The sequence below is a fragment of the Kumtagia ephedrae genome (genome assembly GCF_003012745.1).
GTDB classification, from domain to species: Bacteria; Pseudomonadota; Alphaproteobacteria; order Rhizobiales; family Rhizobiaceae; genus Kumtagia; species Kumtagia ephedrae.
Genome location: NZ_PXYK01000007.1, coordinates 178349 through 195733, shown reverse-complemented (window position 1 = coordinate 195733; position 17385 = coordinate 178349). Strand labels below are relative to the sequence as shown.

Here is a 17385-nt window from a genome sequence, read left to right as displayed (position 1 = left end):
CAGCTTCCGAGCACAATGCGAGATCAGCTCCGGCCAACTACATGCCGATCGGTGATCATGTTTCGGTTGTCGATGTCTTTGCGGGCCTTGGAAGAAGCCAAAGAATACTCGCAAGTTGACAGTTGATTATTTCCTTAAGAAAATCTACAAATCAGGCGGGGCCGGGTGACCTGCGAAGGCGCTCAAGCATATCGACATCTTTGGCGGGGGGAATCCGGATGGCTACCATCTTCGGAACGAATGGTGCTGACACCAAGAACGGCACGGTGGACGGGGATTTCATCTATGGCTATCCCGACGGTGGCGACCCTCTTCTCGACATCGGCAACGACACGCTGAACGGTCTCGAAGGCAACGACGAAATCCGTGGCGGCGGCGGCAACGACACGCTCGACGGCGGCAATGACAACGACGTTCTCTACGGCGACACCGGCGACGACACGCTGAACGGCGGCGCCGGAGACGACATCTTCTACATCGGCGGCACCGATGCGGGCTCGGACACCTTCAATGGCGGAGCCAACTACGACGTTCTCGCTCTCTTCGCCGACACAGCGCTGTCGAGCCTCCTCCTGAAGGCCGGCAGCGTCGAGGATTTCAACTCCCAAGGCTATTCGCTGTCGGGAACCGGCGGCAACGACACGTTCGACCTGAGCGGGCTGACCAATTTCTATGGCGGTGCCATCAATCTCGGCAACGGCGTCGACAGCTTTACCGGCCATGCCGGCACCGACATCGTCGACGGCGGCGACGGCAACGACACGCTGTCGGGCGGCGCTGGCTACGACCAGCTGACCGGCGGCAAGGGCGACGACGTTCTCAACGGCGGAAGCGGCGACGACGTTTTTTACATCGGCGGCAACGACGTCGGCAAGGACAGCTATGTCGGCGGGGCCGACTACGACTACGTCCAGCTCACGGCCGATACGTCGTTGTCGAGCCTGACGCTCAAGGCCGGCAGCGTCGAGCAGCTGAGCCTCAACGGCTGGGCGCTGTCGGGAACGAGCGGCAAGGACGTCTTCGACGTCAGCGGCCTGGCGGCGCTCGACGCGGTCACGATCAATCTCGGCGCCGAAGCTGACAGCTATGTCGGCCATGTCGGAACGGACATGGTCGACGGCGGCGACGGCAACGACACGCTGTCGGGCGGCGACGGTCACGACCAACTCACCGGCGGCAAGGGCGACGACAGCCTCAATGGCGGCGGCGGCGACGACTATTTCTTTATCGGCGGAACCGATAGCGGAAAGGACAGCTTCGTCGGGGGTGCCGGAAACGACTATCTGTTCCTGACCGCCGATACCGTTCTGTCGAGCCTGACGCTCAAGGCCGGCAGCGTCGACTATCTGAGCCTCAACGGCTGGACGCTGTCGGGAACGGGCGGCAACGACGCCTTCGACGTCAGCGGCGTCTTGTCCATCGACTATGTCACCATCAATCTCAACGCCGGCGCCGACGGCTATGTGGGCCATGTCGGCAGCGACCTCGTCGACGGCGGCGACGGCAACGACAAGCTTTCCGGCGGCAAGGGCAACGATCTGCTCACCGGCGGCAAGGGCGACGACACGCTGGAAGGCGGCGAGGGGGACGACACCTTCTATATCGGCGGCAGCGAAGTGGGCAAGGACAGCTATGTCGGCGGCGCTGGTTTCGACTACCTGTCGCTCACCGCCGATACCGCGCTGTCGAGCCTGACCCTCAAGGCCGGAAGCGTCGAACATCTGAGCCTCAACGGCTGGACGCTGTCCGGCACCAGCGGAGACGATGTCTTCGACGTCAGCGGCCTGTCTTCCATCGATTATGCGACCATCAATCTCAACGGCGGCGCCGACAGCTATGCCGGGCACATCGGCACGGACCTGGTCGACGGCGGCGACGGCAACGACACCCTGTCGGGCGGCGACGGCAATGACGAACTCACCGGCGGCAAGGGCGACGACAATCTCAACGGCGGCGCCGGCGACGACTATTTCTACATAGGCGGCAACGAGACCGGCAAGGACAGCTTCGTCGGCGGCGACGACTATGACCGCGTCTATCTTATCGCCGACGTCTCGGTATCCTATCTTTCGCTCAAGGCCGGCAGCGTCGAGGAACTGACCCTCAACGGCTGGACGCTTTCCGGGACGGACGGGGCCGACGTCTTCGACCTCAGCGGCCTGACGTCGCTCCCCTATTCCCTCATCCAGCTCGGCCTCGGTGTCGACAGTTATACCGGCCATGTCGGCACGGATCTGGTCGATGGCGGCGACGGCAACGACACGCTGTCGGGCGGCGACGGCAATGACGAGCTCACCGGCGGCAAGGGCGACGACACGCTGGATGGCGGAGCGGGCGACGACTACTTCTACATCGGCGGCAACGAGGCCGGCAAGGACAGCTTCATCGGCGGCACGGAGTACGACCGCGTCTTCCTGACCGACAATACGACACTGTCGAGCCTCATCCTGAATGCGGCGGCCGGGGTGGAGGAGCTCAACCTCAACGGCGCGGCGCTGTTCGGTACCACAGGCGCCGACGTCTTCGACCTCAGCGGCATCACGACACTTTACGGCAGCCAGATACTCCTCAACGGCGGCGCCGACACCTATACCGGCCATGTCGGCTACGACAATGTCGACGGCGGCACGGGCAGCGATACGCTGAGCTATGCCGGATCGGACGCCGGGGTGACCGTCAGCCTCGCGACCGGCGTCGCCACCGGCGGGCATGCGGAGGGCGACACCTTCATCGGCTTCGAGAACCTGCGCGGCTCCAACTTCATCGACAAGCTGACCGGCAACGGCTCGGCCAACAAGCTCGAGGGCCTCGACGGCGACGACGTCCTGGATGGCGCCGGCGGCGCCGACACCCTGGCCGGCGGAAAGGGCGACGATACCTTCTATGTCGACAACGCCGGCGATGTCGTCACCGAGGCGGTGGGCGAGGGCGCCAACGACAAGGTCGTGGTGAAGGCGTCCTATGTCCTGACGGCCGGCAGCGAAGTCGAGGTGATGACCACCAGTTCCTCGGGTGGAACAAGCGCCATCAACATCACCGGCAACACGTTCGCCCAGAAGATCACCGGCAATGCCGGCGACAACATTCTGGCAGACGGCGGCGGCGCCGGCATCGACACGCTGCGGGGTCTCGGCGGCAACGATACCTACAAGGTCGGCAACTCCGCCGCGATCATCATCGAGGGCGCCGCCGAAGGCGCGGCCGACCGCATGATGGCGTCCGTGGATTATGCGCTGGCCGCCGGCGTCCATGTCGAATTGCTCGAAACGGAGGATGCGGCCGGCACGTCGGCCATCGATCTGACCGGCAATGCGTTGGCGCAGCAGATCACCGGCAATGCCGGCGACAACATCCTGAGCTCCGGCGCGGCGGGTGCGGCCGACACGATGACCGGCCTCGGCGGCAACGACACCTACCGCGTCTACAATGCCGGCGACGTGATCGTCGAAGGCGCCGGGCAGGGCACGGCCGACAAAGTGGCGGCGGCCTTGGACTATGTGCTGCAGGCCGGCGTCGAGGTCGAGATCATGGCGACCGACGACGCGGCCGGCACGTCGGCCATCGATCTGACCGGCAACGCGCTGGCGCAGGACATCACCGGCAATGCCGGCGACAACATCCTGAGCGCCGGTGCGGCGGGTGCTGCGGATACGCTGAGGGGCCTCGGCGGCAACGATACCTACCGGGTCTTCAACGCCGGCGACGTGATCGTCGAGGCGACCGGGCAGGGCACAGCCGACCGGGTGATCGCGGGCTTGGACTACGTGCTGAAATCGGGCGTCGAGGTCGAGATCATGGCGACCGACGACGCGGCCGGGACGGCGGCCATCGACCTTACCGGCAACGCGCTGGTGCAGGACATCACCGGCAATGCCGGCGCCAACATCCTCTCCGACGGCGGTGGCGCCGGCGTCGACACGATGACCGGGCTCGGCGGCAACGACACCTACATCGTCCGCAATAGCGGGACCGTCGTCGTCGAGGGGGCGGGCCAGGGCACGGCGGACAAGGTGGCAGCCGGCGTGAGCTATGTGCTGAAGGCGGGGGTCCAGATCGAGCTGCTCACCACCACCAGCGCTGCCGGCACGACGGCGATCAACCTCACCGGCAATGCGCTGGCGCAGCAGATCACCGGCAATGCCGGAGACAATATCCTGAGCTCCGGCGCGGCGGGCGCCGCCGATACGATGACCGGGCTCGGCGGCAACGACACCTACCGCGTCTACAATGCCGGCGACGTGATCGTCGAAGGCGCCGGGCAGGGGACCGCGGACCGCGTGCTGGCCGCCGTCGACTACGTGCTCAAGGCCGGGATCGAGGTCGAGATCATGCAGACCAACGGCGCTGCCGGGACATCGGCCATCGATCTGACCGGCAATGCGCTGGCGCAGCAGATCACCGGCAATGCCGGCGACAACATCCTGAGCTCCGGCGCGGCGGGCGCCGCCGATACGATGACCGGGCTCGGCGGCAACGACACCTACCGCGTCTACAACGCCGGCGACATCATCGTCGAGTCGTCGACGCAGGGGACAGCCGACAGGGTGGTGTCGGCGATCGACTACACGCTCGGCGCCGGTGTGCATGTGGAGATCATGCAGACCAATGGCGCCTCTGGAACCTCTGGCATCGATATCACCGGCAATGAGATCGCGCAGTCGATCACCGGCAATGCCGGCGCCAACATCCTCGACGGCAAGGCGGGCGACGACGTGCTGACGGGAGGAGCCGGCAAGGATTTCTTCCTGTTCTCCTCCACCCTCGGCGCGACCAATATCGACACGATCGCCGACTTCAGCGTCGTCGACGATACGATACGGCTGGAAAATGCGATCTTTGCCGCGCTGACCACGACCGGAACGCTGAGCCTGGCCAATTTCCGGGCCAACACCACCGGAGAGGCGCAGGACAGCAACGACCGCATCATCTACGAGACCGACACCGGCCGGCTCTACTACGACGCCGACGCCAACGGCGCCGGCGCGCGCATCCACTTTGCCACGCTCACGGGATTGCCGACACTGACCAACGCCGACTTCGCGGTGGTCTGAATTTCAAGCGCCGCGGGGCCTGATCCTCGCGGCGCCCGCTCCGGCGGCGCGCGGCAGGCAGGCGCTCCGATGTCCGGCAGCCTTTGCAGTCTCATTCAATCAATGGGCCACGGGTAACGGATCGGTATCGTTCGGCATCGCCAAGCGACATCGACCCGTTGCAGACGCTCGCCAAGGTGCCGAAGGCCTTGTCTTGCCGGCCGGCGGCTGCCATCGGATATTCTCGCGGTCGCTTCGATAGTTTTCGCCTTCCCTCCGTGCGGAAGACACCGATCGGGAGCAGTCATGGCTACCTTCACGGGCACAGATGCCAACGAGACCATCACGCCGGATCTCGTGTCTCCGACTGTCGCGACATCGGGCGGATCAGCCCCCGGTGCGGCAGACGACATCCTGAGCGGCGGCGGCGGCAACGACACGCTTGAGGGCGGCGGCGGCGACGATCAGATGTTCGGCGAGGCCGGCGACGACACCATGATCTGGAATTCCGGCGACGGCACCGACCTGATGGAAGGCGGTGACGGCGTCGACACGACCGAAGCCAATGGCGGCGCCGCCGGCGAGGTCTTCACCATCACCGCCAACGGAACGCGGGTGCGGTTCGACCGCCTCGACCCGGCGCCGGCGGCGCTCGACATCGGCACGACGGAAAACCTCGTGCTCAATGCCGGCGGCGGCGACGACAAGATCTCCGCCACCGGCAATCTCGCCGCCCTGATCAAGATCACCGTCGACGGCGGCTCGGGCAACGACACGATCCTCGGCAGCAACGGCGCGGATGTCCTGCTGGGCGGCATCGGCAACGATTTCATCGACGGCCAGCAGGGCAACGACGTCGCCTTCCTCGGTACTGGCGACGACGTCTTCCAGTGGGACCCGGGCGACGGCAGCGACGTGGTCGAAGGCCAGGCCGGCTTCGATCGCATGCTGTTCAACAGCAGCGGCGCCAACGAGAATATCGACATCGCGGCCAATGGCGGCCGGGTGAGATTCTTCCGCGACGTCGGCAACATCGTCATGGACCTGAACGACGTCGAGCGGCTCGAGCACAACGCCCTGGGCGGAGCCGATACGATCACCGTCAACGATCTCTCCGGCACAGACGTCACGCAGGTGGCGGTCAACCTGGCCGGCGTGATCGGCGGAACCGCCGGGGATGCGCAGATCGATACCGTCGCGGTCAACGGCACCGGGGCTGGCGATGCCATCGTCGTGTCGGGCGGCGCGACCGACGCCAAGATCGCGGGGCTGCAGGCCGTGGTGTCGATAGCGACGCTGGAGGCGACCGACGTCGTGGCGGTGAACGGGCTCGGCGGCGACGACGGCATCGACGCATCCGCGGCGCTGCATGCGGTGACGCTGAATGGCGGCGTCGGGAACGACACGCTGAAGGGCGGCGGCGGCAACGACGTGCTGGTCGGCGGAGCGGACAAGGACACGCTTTCCGGCGGCATCGGCAGCGACCAGATGCTGGGCGAGGCCGGCGACGACCGCATGATCTGGAACTCCGGAGACGGCACCGACCTGATGGAGGGCGGCGAGGGCAACGACACGGCCGAGGTCAATGGCGGAGCCGGCGCGGAGGAGTTCACGATCACCGCCAACGGCGCACGGGTGCGCTCCGATCGACTCGATCCGGCGCCTTCCTCGCTCGACATCGGCACGACCGAGAACCTGGTGCTGAACGCCGGCGGCGGCGACGATTTCATCTCGACGACCGGCAATCTCGCGGCACTGATCAGGATCACGATCGACGGCGGCGCCGGCAACGACACGATTTTGGGCAGCAACGGCATCGACCTTCTGCTCGGCGGCGAGGGCGACGATTTCCTCGACGGCCAGCAGGGCAACGACGTGGCCTTCCTGGGGGCCGGCAACGACGTGTTCCAGTGGGACCCGGGCGACGGCAACGATACGGTCGAAGGCCAGGCCGGCTTCGATGCGCTGCTGTTCAACGGCAGCGGCGCCAACGAGAATTTCGACATCGCGGCGAATGGCGGGCGGGTCCGCTTCTTCCGCGACATCGCCAACATCGTCATGGATCTCGACGATATCGAGCAGATCGAACTCAACGCCCTGGCCGGGACCGACAACGTCGTCGTCAACGACCTCTCCGGAACCGACGTCGACCTGGTGAAGATCAGCCTGGCCGCGGCGGGCGGCAGCGTCGGCGACGGAGCCGCCGACAAGGTCACCGTCAACGGCACCAACGGCGCCAATGCCGTGGTGATCTCGGGCGGCAGTGCCAAGACGACCGTCTCGGGCCTTGCCGCGACGGTGGAGATAACCAGGGTGGAATCGGGCGACGCCATCGTCGTGCGGGCGCTCGGCGGCAACGACAGCGTCGATGCGTCGAGCCATTTGCGGGCGGTGTCGATCGAAGGCGGCACCGGCAACGATACGCTCAAGGGCGGCGGCGGGCAGGACGTGCTGAAAGGCGGCGACGACAACGACACGCTTGTCGGCGGGATCGGCGGCGACATCTTGCTGGGCGAGGCCGGCGACGACCGCATGATCTGGAACGATGGCGACGGCAGCGACGTGATGGAGGGTGGCGAGGGCACCGACACCGCCGAGGTCAACGGCGGCGCCGGCGCCGAGATATTCACCATCGCCGAGAACATCGGCCGGGTGCTGCTGCAGCGGACCAATCCCGTGCCGTTTGCGCTCGATGTCGGTACGGTGGAGAACCTGGTGCTCGACGCCGGCGGCGGCGACGATGTCATCAGCATGAGCGGCGCTTTGGGCGCGCTGGCAAAGATCACCGTCAAGGGCGGCGCAGGCGACGACACGATCACGGCAGCGGACGGGGACGACATCCTCGACGGCGGCAGCGGCGTCGACCGGCTGGAAGGCAATGCCGGCAACGACACCTACTTCGTCGACACGCAGGCAGACGTCGTCATCGAGATCGCCGGCAACGGCACGGCGGACCGGGTGGCGGCGCGGGCGAGCTATGCGCTGGCGGCCGGCGCCGACATCGAACTGCTTACCACGACATCCTCGACCGGCACGACAGCCATCGACCTTACCGGCAATGCACTGAAGCAGGAAATCATCGGCAATGCCGGGCAGAACGTTCTGAAGGACGGTGTCGGCGCCGGAGACCTGCTGCGCGGTCTGAGCGGCAACGACACTTATCTCATCTACAGCGCCGACACCGTGGTCGTCGAGGGCGCGACCCAGGGCAGCGCCGACCGCGTGGCCGCCGGAATCGACTACAAGCTCGGCACCGGCGTGCACGTCGAGATCTTGACCACCAGCAGCAGCGGCGGCACGGCGGGTATCGACCTCACCGGCAACGCGCTGAAGCAGGACATCACCGGCAATGCCGGCGACAACGTGCTGCATGACGGCGGCCAGGGCGCAGCGGACATCCTGCGCGGGCTCGGCGGCAACGATACCTACCGCATCTTCAATTCCGGCGACGTCATCGTCGAGGCGGCGGCGCAGGGCAATGCCGACCGCGTCGTAGCCGCCGTGGATTACACGCTCGACGCCGGCGTGCATGTCGAGATCATGACCACCAACGGTTCGGGCGGCACGTCCGCCATCGATCTTTCCGGCAACGAATTGGCGCAGGAGATCGTCGGCAACGCCGGCGACAACCGGCTGGAAGGCAAGGGCGGGCTCGACGTGCTCAGCGGCCTTGGCGGCAAGGACACCTTCGTCTTTGCCACCGCGCTTGGCGCCGGCAATGTCGACATCGTCACCGACTTCAACGTCGCTGACGACCGCTTCCTGCTGTCGGATGCGATCTTCACCGAACTGAACACCGGCACGCTTGCGGCCGCGGCGTTCCGGGCCAACACCACAGGGCTCGCCCAGGATGCGACCGACCGCATCGTCTACGAGAGCGACACGGGCAAGCTGTTCTATGACGAGGACGGCGTGGGCGGGGTGGCGGGTGTCCACTTCGCCACGATCACCGCCGGGCTGGCGCTCACCAGTGCGGATTTGTCGGTGGCGTAGCCGCGACGTCCAAGGGGATTTCACACGCGTCTCACCCGGCCGGACATCGACCGCGAAGGAAGAAGATCGCCGGCCGCGGAGATACGCGCCAGATTTCCGTTGAACAATCCGTTGGCATGTGCCTAATTCACCGGCAGCGGACGGCCATTGCGGGCCGCCGGCGCCATGTGGGGTGCAAGGGGGCATGCCGCATCCAAGCGATCCGCTCTACGATGCGCAGTGGCATCTCGCGCTGATCGGCGACATGCCGACGGTCTGGGACGACTATACCGGCGCGGGCGTCTCGGTCGGCATCTACGACAGTGCCATCCAGTACGCCCATCCCGAGCTCGCGGCGAACTATGACGCGACCAAGCATCTCGTCTTCGAGGGCACGGTCTATGACGCCGCCTATACCGGCCCGGCCAAGGACGGCAACCCGCACGGCACCGAGCACGGCACGCATGTCGCCGGCGTCATCGCCGCGGCGCTGGACGGCAAGGGCTCGGTAGGCGTGGCGCCCGGCGCCAGCCTGACCGGCTTCGACATCTTCAACCCCGCCACGCCGCTCTACGTCAACATGGGCACGCTGACCGGCCTGTATGCGGCGCTGGCCCAGGGCGCGCTGCTCGACGTGGTCAACAACAGTTGGAGTTTCCGGTCGTCCTTTTACTACAGCCACAACGTCATCCGCCCCGACACCGTCGATTTTCAGATCGCCGGCATCTGGGAAGATCTAGCCGAGAACGGCCGCGGTGGGCTCGGGACGATTGTCGTCAAGGGGGCCGGCAACGACTACTGGAACGCCCAGAGCATCGGGCTGAACGTCTCGCGGCACGTGGTCGTGGTGGGATCGGTGACGGAGGACGGTCTGGCGGCCGACTATTCCAACCACGGCGCCAATGTCCTGGTCTCGGCACCGGCCGGCTACAACATGGTCACTGTCGACATCCTCGGCGAAGAGGGATGGAACTGGAACGGCGGCGGCGACAACGACTACACCAACCAGTTCGGCGGCACCTCCGGGGCAGCGCCCGTCGTGTCCGGCGTCGCGGCGCTCATGCTGGAGGCGAACGAAACTCTCGGCTGGCCCGACGTGCGCGACATACTTGCGCTGTCGGCCACCCATACGGGAAGCGCCATCGGCGCTGCAAGCACCGGATTCGAGAACGGCACCTGGGTGGTGAACGGCGCCGACAGCTGGAACGGCGGCGGCCTGCATTACCACGTCAACTACGGCTACGGCGTAGTCAACGGCTCCAACGCGGTGCGCATGGCCGAGGCCTGGGGTTTGTTCGGCGCGCCCCGCACCTCCACGAACGAGAGTTTCGTCGACCTGTCGGGCAAGGCGAACCTGGCGATCACCGAGCAGCCCGCCATCTATACGCTGTCGCTGACCTCGGACCTGGTGGTCGAGCAGGTCGACGTCACACTGCGCTTCGTCAATTCCACTTTCCCGGTGCTGAGCGCCGAACTGATCGCGCCCGACGGCAGCGTCCATCCGCTGCTTTATTACGACACGCCGTCGATCACCTATGCCGACGTGATCTGGCGGTTCAGCGTCGAGGGACTGCGCAACGTCGCGGCGGAAGGCGACTGGTCGATCCGGGTCTCGCGAGCCGGCGGACCGTCGGGCCAACTCACTGACGTCCAGTTCCGCATCCACGGCCGCGCCGAAGGCGCCGACGACGTCTACCACTTCACCGACGAGTTTTCGGCGATGGCCGCGCTCGATCCGGCGCGCCGGCTCGTCGACGACGGCGATGCCGGTCTCGACTGGCTGAACATGGCGGCGGTACGCGGCGACATCCGCCTCGATCTGCGGGAAGGCGCGTTTTCGACGCTGGAGGGCGGGCAATTCATCGAGATCGCCGCCGGAACGGTGATCGAGAACGCGGTGACCGGCGACGGCGACGACGTCATCTTCGGCAATAGCGCCGACAACGCCCTGCACGGCGGACGCGGCAACGACATTTATTACGTGAACGGCGCGGGTGACGGCTCCTTCGAGAAGGCGGGGCAGGGCACCGACCTGGTCGCCGCCAACATCGACTACACGCTTGCCGCGGGCTCCGCGGTGGAGACGCTGCGCACCACCGCGAATGGCAGCCTGACGGCCCTCGATCTCACCGGCAACAGGCTGGCCCAGACGATCATCGGCAATGCCGGAGACAATGTGCTGCATGACGGCGGCAAGGGCGCCGCGGACGTCATGAAAGGGCTCGGCGGCAACGACGTCTACCGGGTCTTCAACGCCGCCGACCTCATTGCCGAGGGCGCGGCGCAGGGCGAGGCCGACCGGGTGATGGCGGCAGTCGACTACAGGCTCGGCGCCGGCGTGCATGTCGAGCGCCTGACTACCAACGGTTCAGTCGGCACCGCCGCCATCGACCTGACCGGCAACGGCTTCGCGCAGGAGATCGTCGGCAATGCCGGCGACAACGTGCTGACCGACGGCGCCGGCGCCGCCGATCACCTGCGCGGCCTTTCCGGCAACGACACCTATCGCATCTACACTTCGGGCACGACCATCGTCGAGGGCGCCGCCCAGGGCGCTTCCGACAAGGTCGCCGCGGCGGTCGACTATGCGCTGGCGGCCGGCGTCCATGTCGAGGCGATGAGCACCCTGTCGGCAGGCGGCACGGCGGCCGTCAAACTCACCGGCAACGAGCTTGCGCAGGCGATCACCGGCAATGCCGGCGACAATGTTCTGGGGGACGGCGGTGGGGCAGGCGATGTGCTCAGCGGGTTCCTGGGCGACGACACCTATATCGTCCGTTCCGCGGCGACCACGATCGTCGAGGTGGCCGGACGGGGCACCGACCGTGTGGCCACGGCGGTGGATTATGCGCTCGGCGCCGGCGCCGATGTCGAGGTGATGACCACCATCTCGGCGGCCGGGCGCGCGGCAATCGACCTGACCGGCAACGAGCTCGGCCAGCGGATCTACGGCAATGCCGGCGACAACCGGCTGGAGGGGCAGGGCGGGACGGACCGGCTGAGCGGGCTCGGCGGCGCCGACAGCTTCGTCTTCGCCAGCGCGCTCGGGTCCGACAATGTCGATACGATCACCGATTTCGGCGTCGGCGAGGACGTTCTTCTTCTGTCGGCGTCGATCTTTGCCGCACTGGCGCAAGGCGCGCTCGCCGCGGCCGCCTTCCTTGCCAACGCCACCGGGCTTGCCGGGGACGCCGACGACCGCATCGTCTACCGGACCGATACGGGAAGCATCTTCTACGACGCGGACGGCACCGGCACCGCGGCCGGCATCCATTTCGCCACGATCACGGCCGGGCTAGCCCTCACCAGCGCCGATTTTTCCGTCGCCTGAGCCAGGCCTCGGCGGACGGCGACAAAAGCGCCATTCCACGTCATTGGGCCGCCCGTCCGCATCTCCGGTATGGACGAAATCGGTCAGCCGTCGCCGCGCACTTCCGTCGGCTTCTCGCCAAAGCGCTGGCGGAAGCGGCGGTTGAAGTAGGACACCTCGTTGAAGCCGACGGCGTAGGCGATGTCGATGACCTTCAGCCGGTCCTTGCCGCGGTCGGCCAGCATCTTTCGCGCCGCCTGCAGCCGCAGTTCGGTGACACGCTCGGAAAATCCGGTGCCGGTCTCCTGCAGGAGATCGTTGACGTAGCGCGGCGTCAGACCGAGCCGGCGCGCCACATGCGCCGTCGAGAACTCGGGATCGGCATAGTGCTTGCGGATCAGGGCAAAAATCTCCTCCAGCCGGGCGGCACGCAGGCCGCGCATCCGCGCCAGCTCGGCCGAATCGCCGTTGGCCCCCAGGACAAGCGACACCAGGTCGATCAGGGTCGATTCGACATGGGTGGTCAGCGCCGATTCCGCCTTGTCCGCCGCCAGTTGCGGCAGGATGGCAAGGTAGCGCTTGAGGTGCGCCGAGGCCTGTGGAGCCGCGTCGAGCGGCTGCGACACCAGATCGAAGGCATGCGCCACGCGCTCCAGCAGCAGCTTGGCGGGCAGGTCGATGAGGAAGAAATCGAAACCGCCCGGCTGGCGGATGTCGCCGGTCTCGCTCTCCGTCACCAGCACCGGGCTGTCGAGGCGATGGACGGTCTCGCGGCCGAGCTGCGCCTGGACGATGGGAGAATTGTTGCGGCTGAAGGCGAGGCAGAAATTGGAACGCACGGCGGTCGCGACCTGGCGCCGGTCGCGCACCAGCCGCTCGACCGCGGCGGTCGTCTCGGCCACGTTGACGCCGCCGATCTGCCGGGCTTCCGTCGTCGCGGCAAAGGGCGTTTCGCCGACGCGGCTGAGGTCGAACTCGCAATAGGCCGCCACATACATGTCGTGCCAGGTCCGGAAGCGGGCCAGGTCATCGAGCTGCGCCGGCATGTCGTGGGTCGAGAGCACGACCTTGTCGGTCATGAACGGGGTTCTTTCGGCTGTGAGGAGGGCGGCACCGCCGACGCGGCGGAGCACGAACAATACGCAGCGACCGCGACAGCCGCGCTCATCTCATAGGAAACACGATCTTTTTCGCGCCTGGCTGACACGAGTTCCCCCACGGTCAAGCCCGGTGCCCGTGGGTGCAAGACGAGGCTGGGGGCGTCGTCTATCTGGCGCCGAAAATCGCGAAAGGACTTCCGGCGCCGCCACCCCCGCTGAGGCTGCGCGGCAGACCGGCTGAAACCTTCGCACATCCATCAGGAAAATCCATCCCCGCGCCACACGGCCGCGGCGGGAACCCTATTGTCAGAAGGAATGCACCAATGGCCTTTAGCACCAACTACAGCCGCTCGGTCGTCGAAGCCGAGTTCCAGGCGAACAGCTTCGAAGCCGGCAACCAGTTCGCCCCGCACATCACGGGTCTGACGAACGGCAACTCCGTCGTCGCCTACAACAACAGCGGCGCCGCGGGCGGCCAGATCCTGGTCGATTTCTACGATGCCGACCACAATCTCATCGGCAACTACAGGATACCGCATGACGGCGCCACCGAGGCAGCCGGCCAGCCGCAGGTGATCCAGCTCACCAACGGCACCGTCCTGGTCGCCTGGAAGGACGAGGGCGACAACGATGCCGGGATCAAGGCGCGCCTCTACGACATCAATGGCCAACAATATCCTGACGAGCTGACGTTCTATACCGGCACCGACTTCACCGACCTGAAGCTGACCGCCCTCGACAATGGCGAGGTCGTCATGACCTTCACCCAAGGCGGCAACGTGATGCAAGGGCGTTTCGCCGGCACCGGCATTCTCGACGGCGGCTTCTTCCAGGTGAATGCCGCCCTGCCGGGAAACCAGGGCCTGGGGGCCGTGGCGGGCCTGAGCACCGGCGGCTACGTCGTGACCTATACCGACACCGCTCCGTCCGATCAGGTGCTGCATGCCCGCATCTACAATGCCGACGGGACGACCAAGGTCAACGACTTCGTCATCGACAGCTTCGGCGACAACACCGCCTCCAAGGTGGTCGGACTGGAGGGCGGCAACTGGGCGGTCGTCTATACGGACAGCGGCTGGGGATCGGACGATGCCGGCAATCTGGCGATCACGCTGAAAGTGTTCGACGGCAACGGCGACGGCATCACCGGCTTCATCCGCGTCAACGCGCCGTCCAGCCAGTACGAATCCGAGCCCGACGTCACGATGCTCGAAAACGGCTTCATCGCGGTGACCTGGCGCAAGAATTTCGACATCATCGACAACGACGTGCTGGCGCGGGTGTTCATGCCGGACGGCACGCCGGTGACCGACGAGTTCACGCTCAACGTTTCGGGCGGCTCCGATACGGATCCTTCCATCGCCGGCCTGCTCGCCGGCAAGTTCATGACGGTGTGGCAGGACAACACGGCCGACTCCAGCAGCGGCCGGATCAGCTCGACCGTGACGGAGATCGTGCGCACCACGACGGCGGGGCTGGCTTCCGACACGGTCTTCACCGGCGACGAGCTGGTCGACAACATCTTCGGCCATTTGGGCAACGATGTGTATGACGGCCAGGGAGGCGACGACCAGATCAACGGCAACGGCGGTGACGACACGCTCATCGGCGAGGGTGGTAACGACCGGCTGGACGGCGGCGAGGGCAACGACACGCTGGATGGCGGCAGCGGCGACGACCGGTACTTTGTCGATGGCACCGGCGACGTGATCATCGAAACAGCCGGGAACGGCACCGATCTGGTGGCGGCCAGGGACAGCTTCGCGCTCGCGGCCGACGATGACGTCGAGACTCTGAGCACGGCCAACTACAAGGGCACCCTGGCGATCGACCTGGCCGGAAACGCGCTGTCGCAGGAGATTTACGGCAACAACGGCGTCAACCTGCTGAAGGACGGCGGCGGCGCGGCCGACACGCTGCAGGGGCTCGACGGCAACGACACCTATCTGGTCTATGCCGCCGGCACCGTGGTTCTCGAAGAGGCCGGCAAGGGCAGCGCCGACAAGGTCGCGGCGGCGGTGGATTTCGTGCTCGGGGCCGGCGTCGAGGTCGAGATCCTCTCGACCACCTCCAACGCAGGCAAGGCGGCGATCGACCTGACCGGCAATGCGCTGGCGCAGACGATCACCGGCAATGCCGGCGACAACATCCTGCATGACGGCGGCGCCGGCGCGGCGGATACCATGAAGGGGCTTGGCGGCAACGACACCTACCGCGTCTACAATTCCGGCGACCTCATCGCCGAGGCCGCCGGGCAAGGCACCGCCGACAAGGTCGCCGCCGCGGTCGACTACAAGCTCGGTGCCGGCGTGGAAGTCGAAATCATGACGACCAACGGCTCTGCCGGCAAGGCGGCGATCGACCTCACCGGCAACGCGTTGAAGCAGGAGATCACCGGCAATGCCGGCGACAACATCCTGCACGATGGCGGCGCTGGCTCGGCGGACACCATGAAGGGGCTTGGCGGCAACGACACCTATCGCATCTTCAACTCCGGCGACCTCATCGTCGAGGCTGCCTCGCAGGGCAGCGCCGACAAGGTCGTCACGGCGGTCGACTACAAGCTCGGCGCCGGCGTCCATGTCGAGATCGTGCAGACCAACGGTTCGGCCGGCAAGGCGAGCATCGATCTTACCGGGAACGAAATCGCGCAGACGATCACCGGCAATGCAGGGGTGAACCGCATCGACGGCAAGGGTGGCATCGACACTCTGCAAGGTGGCGGCGGTGCCGACACCTTCGTGTTTTCCTCGGCGCTGGGTGCCGGCAATGTCGACACCATCGTCGATTTCAACGCGGCGGCCGACACGATCGAGCTGGAGAACGCGGTCTTCACCGTCCTCAACGCCCCCGGCACGCTTGCCGCTGCCGCCTTCCGGGCGAACACGACGGGTCTTGCGGCGGACGCCAGCGACCGCATCGTCTACGAGACCGACACGGGCGAGCTGTACTACGACGCCGACGGCAATGGCGCCGGCGCCAGCGTGCTGTTCGCAAAACTCGATACCGGCCTCAGCCTGACCAATGCGGACTTCAGCATCGCATAGGCAAAACCATCAGGTCCCGGCCGGACGTGTTCCGGCCGGGACCGCACAGTCAACCGTGATTGTCGAGCAGGACCGCCATGCCGCGTGTCGCCGCCATCTGGACGAGCAGCTCCTCGATCGCCTTGTTGGAGAGCCGGGTGCTGACGAGCGCGCGGACCTCCGGGATGGCGATGCCGAGCGACACCGGCGCCGAGCGGCCGTGGTCGTCGAGATAGCGCCCGATTGTGATGACGGCATCGGCGTCGATGTCGGCCGGCAGATCTTTCATAGCCGACTAAGATAGGGCGGCGGCGCGCGGTGGAAAGACTACCGTGCGCCCGGCCGGAAGCCCGCAACCGACGATGAGGTGATCGGCCCGCTTCCTCCCGCCGTCCTCAATTCATGCCGTGAACAGGCGTGCCGCCACTGCGGTATGCGCCTTGCGGGAACAACCCGCCGCCCGGGACCGGCCCTTCGAAGCCGGCACCGGACGTCGGGACCAGGAGCTGCGGTGACGCGAGCCAAGGCAGGCAGTCGGCATATGCCGACTGGCGCCGTCATAGGGCCCGCGTCACAATCGCAGCGTCGGCGGCCCGGCCATGCGCCGCACTCGGTGCCCCAACAGGCGCTTGCCGGGCCGTCCGATCGTTTGCGTAAACGCCGCCGCCAAAATGTGAATTGCCGGGTCGGCGACAGCCGGCGAGCGGCCGCCCGACGCCGTGACGAGAATTGGGCGATATGGCGATAGTCACAGGGGTGACAGGACGGTAAAATACAGCGTGTTTGTTGTCGCGGCTGGCTTTGCGGGCCTTGTGCGAGTATAGTGCAAACATCTGGAAGCATGTTGCCTGCAAGATTGTCCTGAGCCCACATTAGGGGCCGGCTGCAGGCTTTGACAATTCTGGACGCGTCCCGCGCGTCCGACCTTCCGACGGGGCAGACATCTT

At 66.4% G+C, this 17385-nt stretch carries 6 protein-coding genes; 4 read left to right on the top strand and 2 right to left on the bottom strand.

Annotated elements, in window-relative coordinates; all coding sequences use genetic code 11:
- Window positions 1-218 precede the first annotated feature (218 nt).
- The 3 genes from C7I84_RS09670 to C7I84_RS09660 all read left to right on the top strand — a co-directional run bounded on the left by C7I84_RS09670 (window position 219) and on the right by C7I84_RS09660 (window position 12333).
- Window positions 219-5051 (top strand): beta strand repeat-containing protein, encoded by a 4833-nt coding sequence (locus C7I84_RS09670; RefSeq protein ID WP_106771963.1) that lies wholly within the window; start codon window positions 219-221, stop codon window positions 5049-5051.
- Window positions 5052-5336: 285 nt separating this feature from the next.
- Window positions 5337-9023 carry a calcium-binding protein gene (locus C7I84_RS09665; RefSeq protein ID WP_106771962.1) on the top strand — a complete coding sequence of 1229 codons (3687 nt, stop codon included), beginning with the start codon at window positions 5337-5339 and terminating at the stop codon, window positions 9021-9023.
- 184 nt (window positions 9024-9207) lie between these two features.
- Window positions 9208-12333, top strand: a complete 3126-nt coding sequence (locus C7I84_RS09660) for a S8 family serine peptidase (RefSeq protein WP_106771961.1) — start codon at window positions 9208-9210, stop codon at window positions 12331-12333.
- Window positions 12334-12416: 83 nt separating this feature from the next.
- On the opposite strand, the gene C7I84_RS09655 is transcribed toward C7I84_RS09660, so the two are convergent.
- Window positions 12417-13391: a helix-turn-helix transcriptional regulator gene (locus C7I84_RS09655; RefSeq protein WP_133170079.1), complete on the bottom strand. Its 975-nt coding sequence runs from the start codon at window positions 13389-13391 to the stop codon at window positions 12417-12419.
- A gap of 344 nt (window positions 13392-13735) precedes the next feature.
- On the opposite strand from C7I84_RS09655, the gene C7I84_RS29995 reads away from it, so the two are divergent.
- Window positions 13736-16459, top strand: coding sequence for a calcium-binding protein (locus C7I84_RS29995; RefSeq protein ID WP_165816038.1), 2724 nt, complete (start codon window positions 13736-13738; stop codon window positions 16457-16459).
- A gap of 49 nt (window positions 16460-16508) precedes the next feature.
- On the opposite strand, the gene C7I84_RS09645 is transcribed toward C7I84_RS29995, so the two are convergent.
- Entirely contained in the window at window positions 16509-16727 is a 219-nt protein-coding gene (locus tag C7I84_RS09645) for a hypothetical protein (protein WP_106771959.1), read from the bottom strand.
- Window positions 16728-17385 lie beyond the last annotated feature (658 nt).

Coding starts and splice junctions, on each gene's coding strand:
- C7I84_RS09670 (WP_106771963.1), top strand. CDS start 219: ATGGCTACCATCTTCGGAACGAATGGTGCTGACACCAAGAACGGCACG.
- C7I84_RS09665 (WP_106771962.1), top strand. CDS start 5,337: ATGGCTACCTTCACGGGCACAGATGCCAACGAGACCATCACGCCGGAT.
- C7I84_RS09660 (WP_106771961.1), top strand. CDS start 9,208: ATGCCGCATCCAAGCGATCCGCTCTACGATGCGCAGTGGCATCTCGCG.
- C7I84_RS09655 (WP_133170079.1), bottom strand. CDS start 13,391: ATGACCGACAAGGTCGTGCTCTCGACCCACGACATGCCGGCGCAGCTC.
- C7I84_RS29995 (WP_165816038.1), top strand. CDS start 13,736: ATGGCCTTTAGCACCAACTACAGCCGCTCGGTCGTCGAAGCCGAGTTC.
- C7I84_RS09645 (WP_106771959.1), bottom strand. CDS start 16,727: ATGAAAGATCTGCCGGCCGACATCGACGCCGATGCCGTCATCACAATC.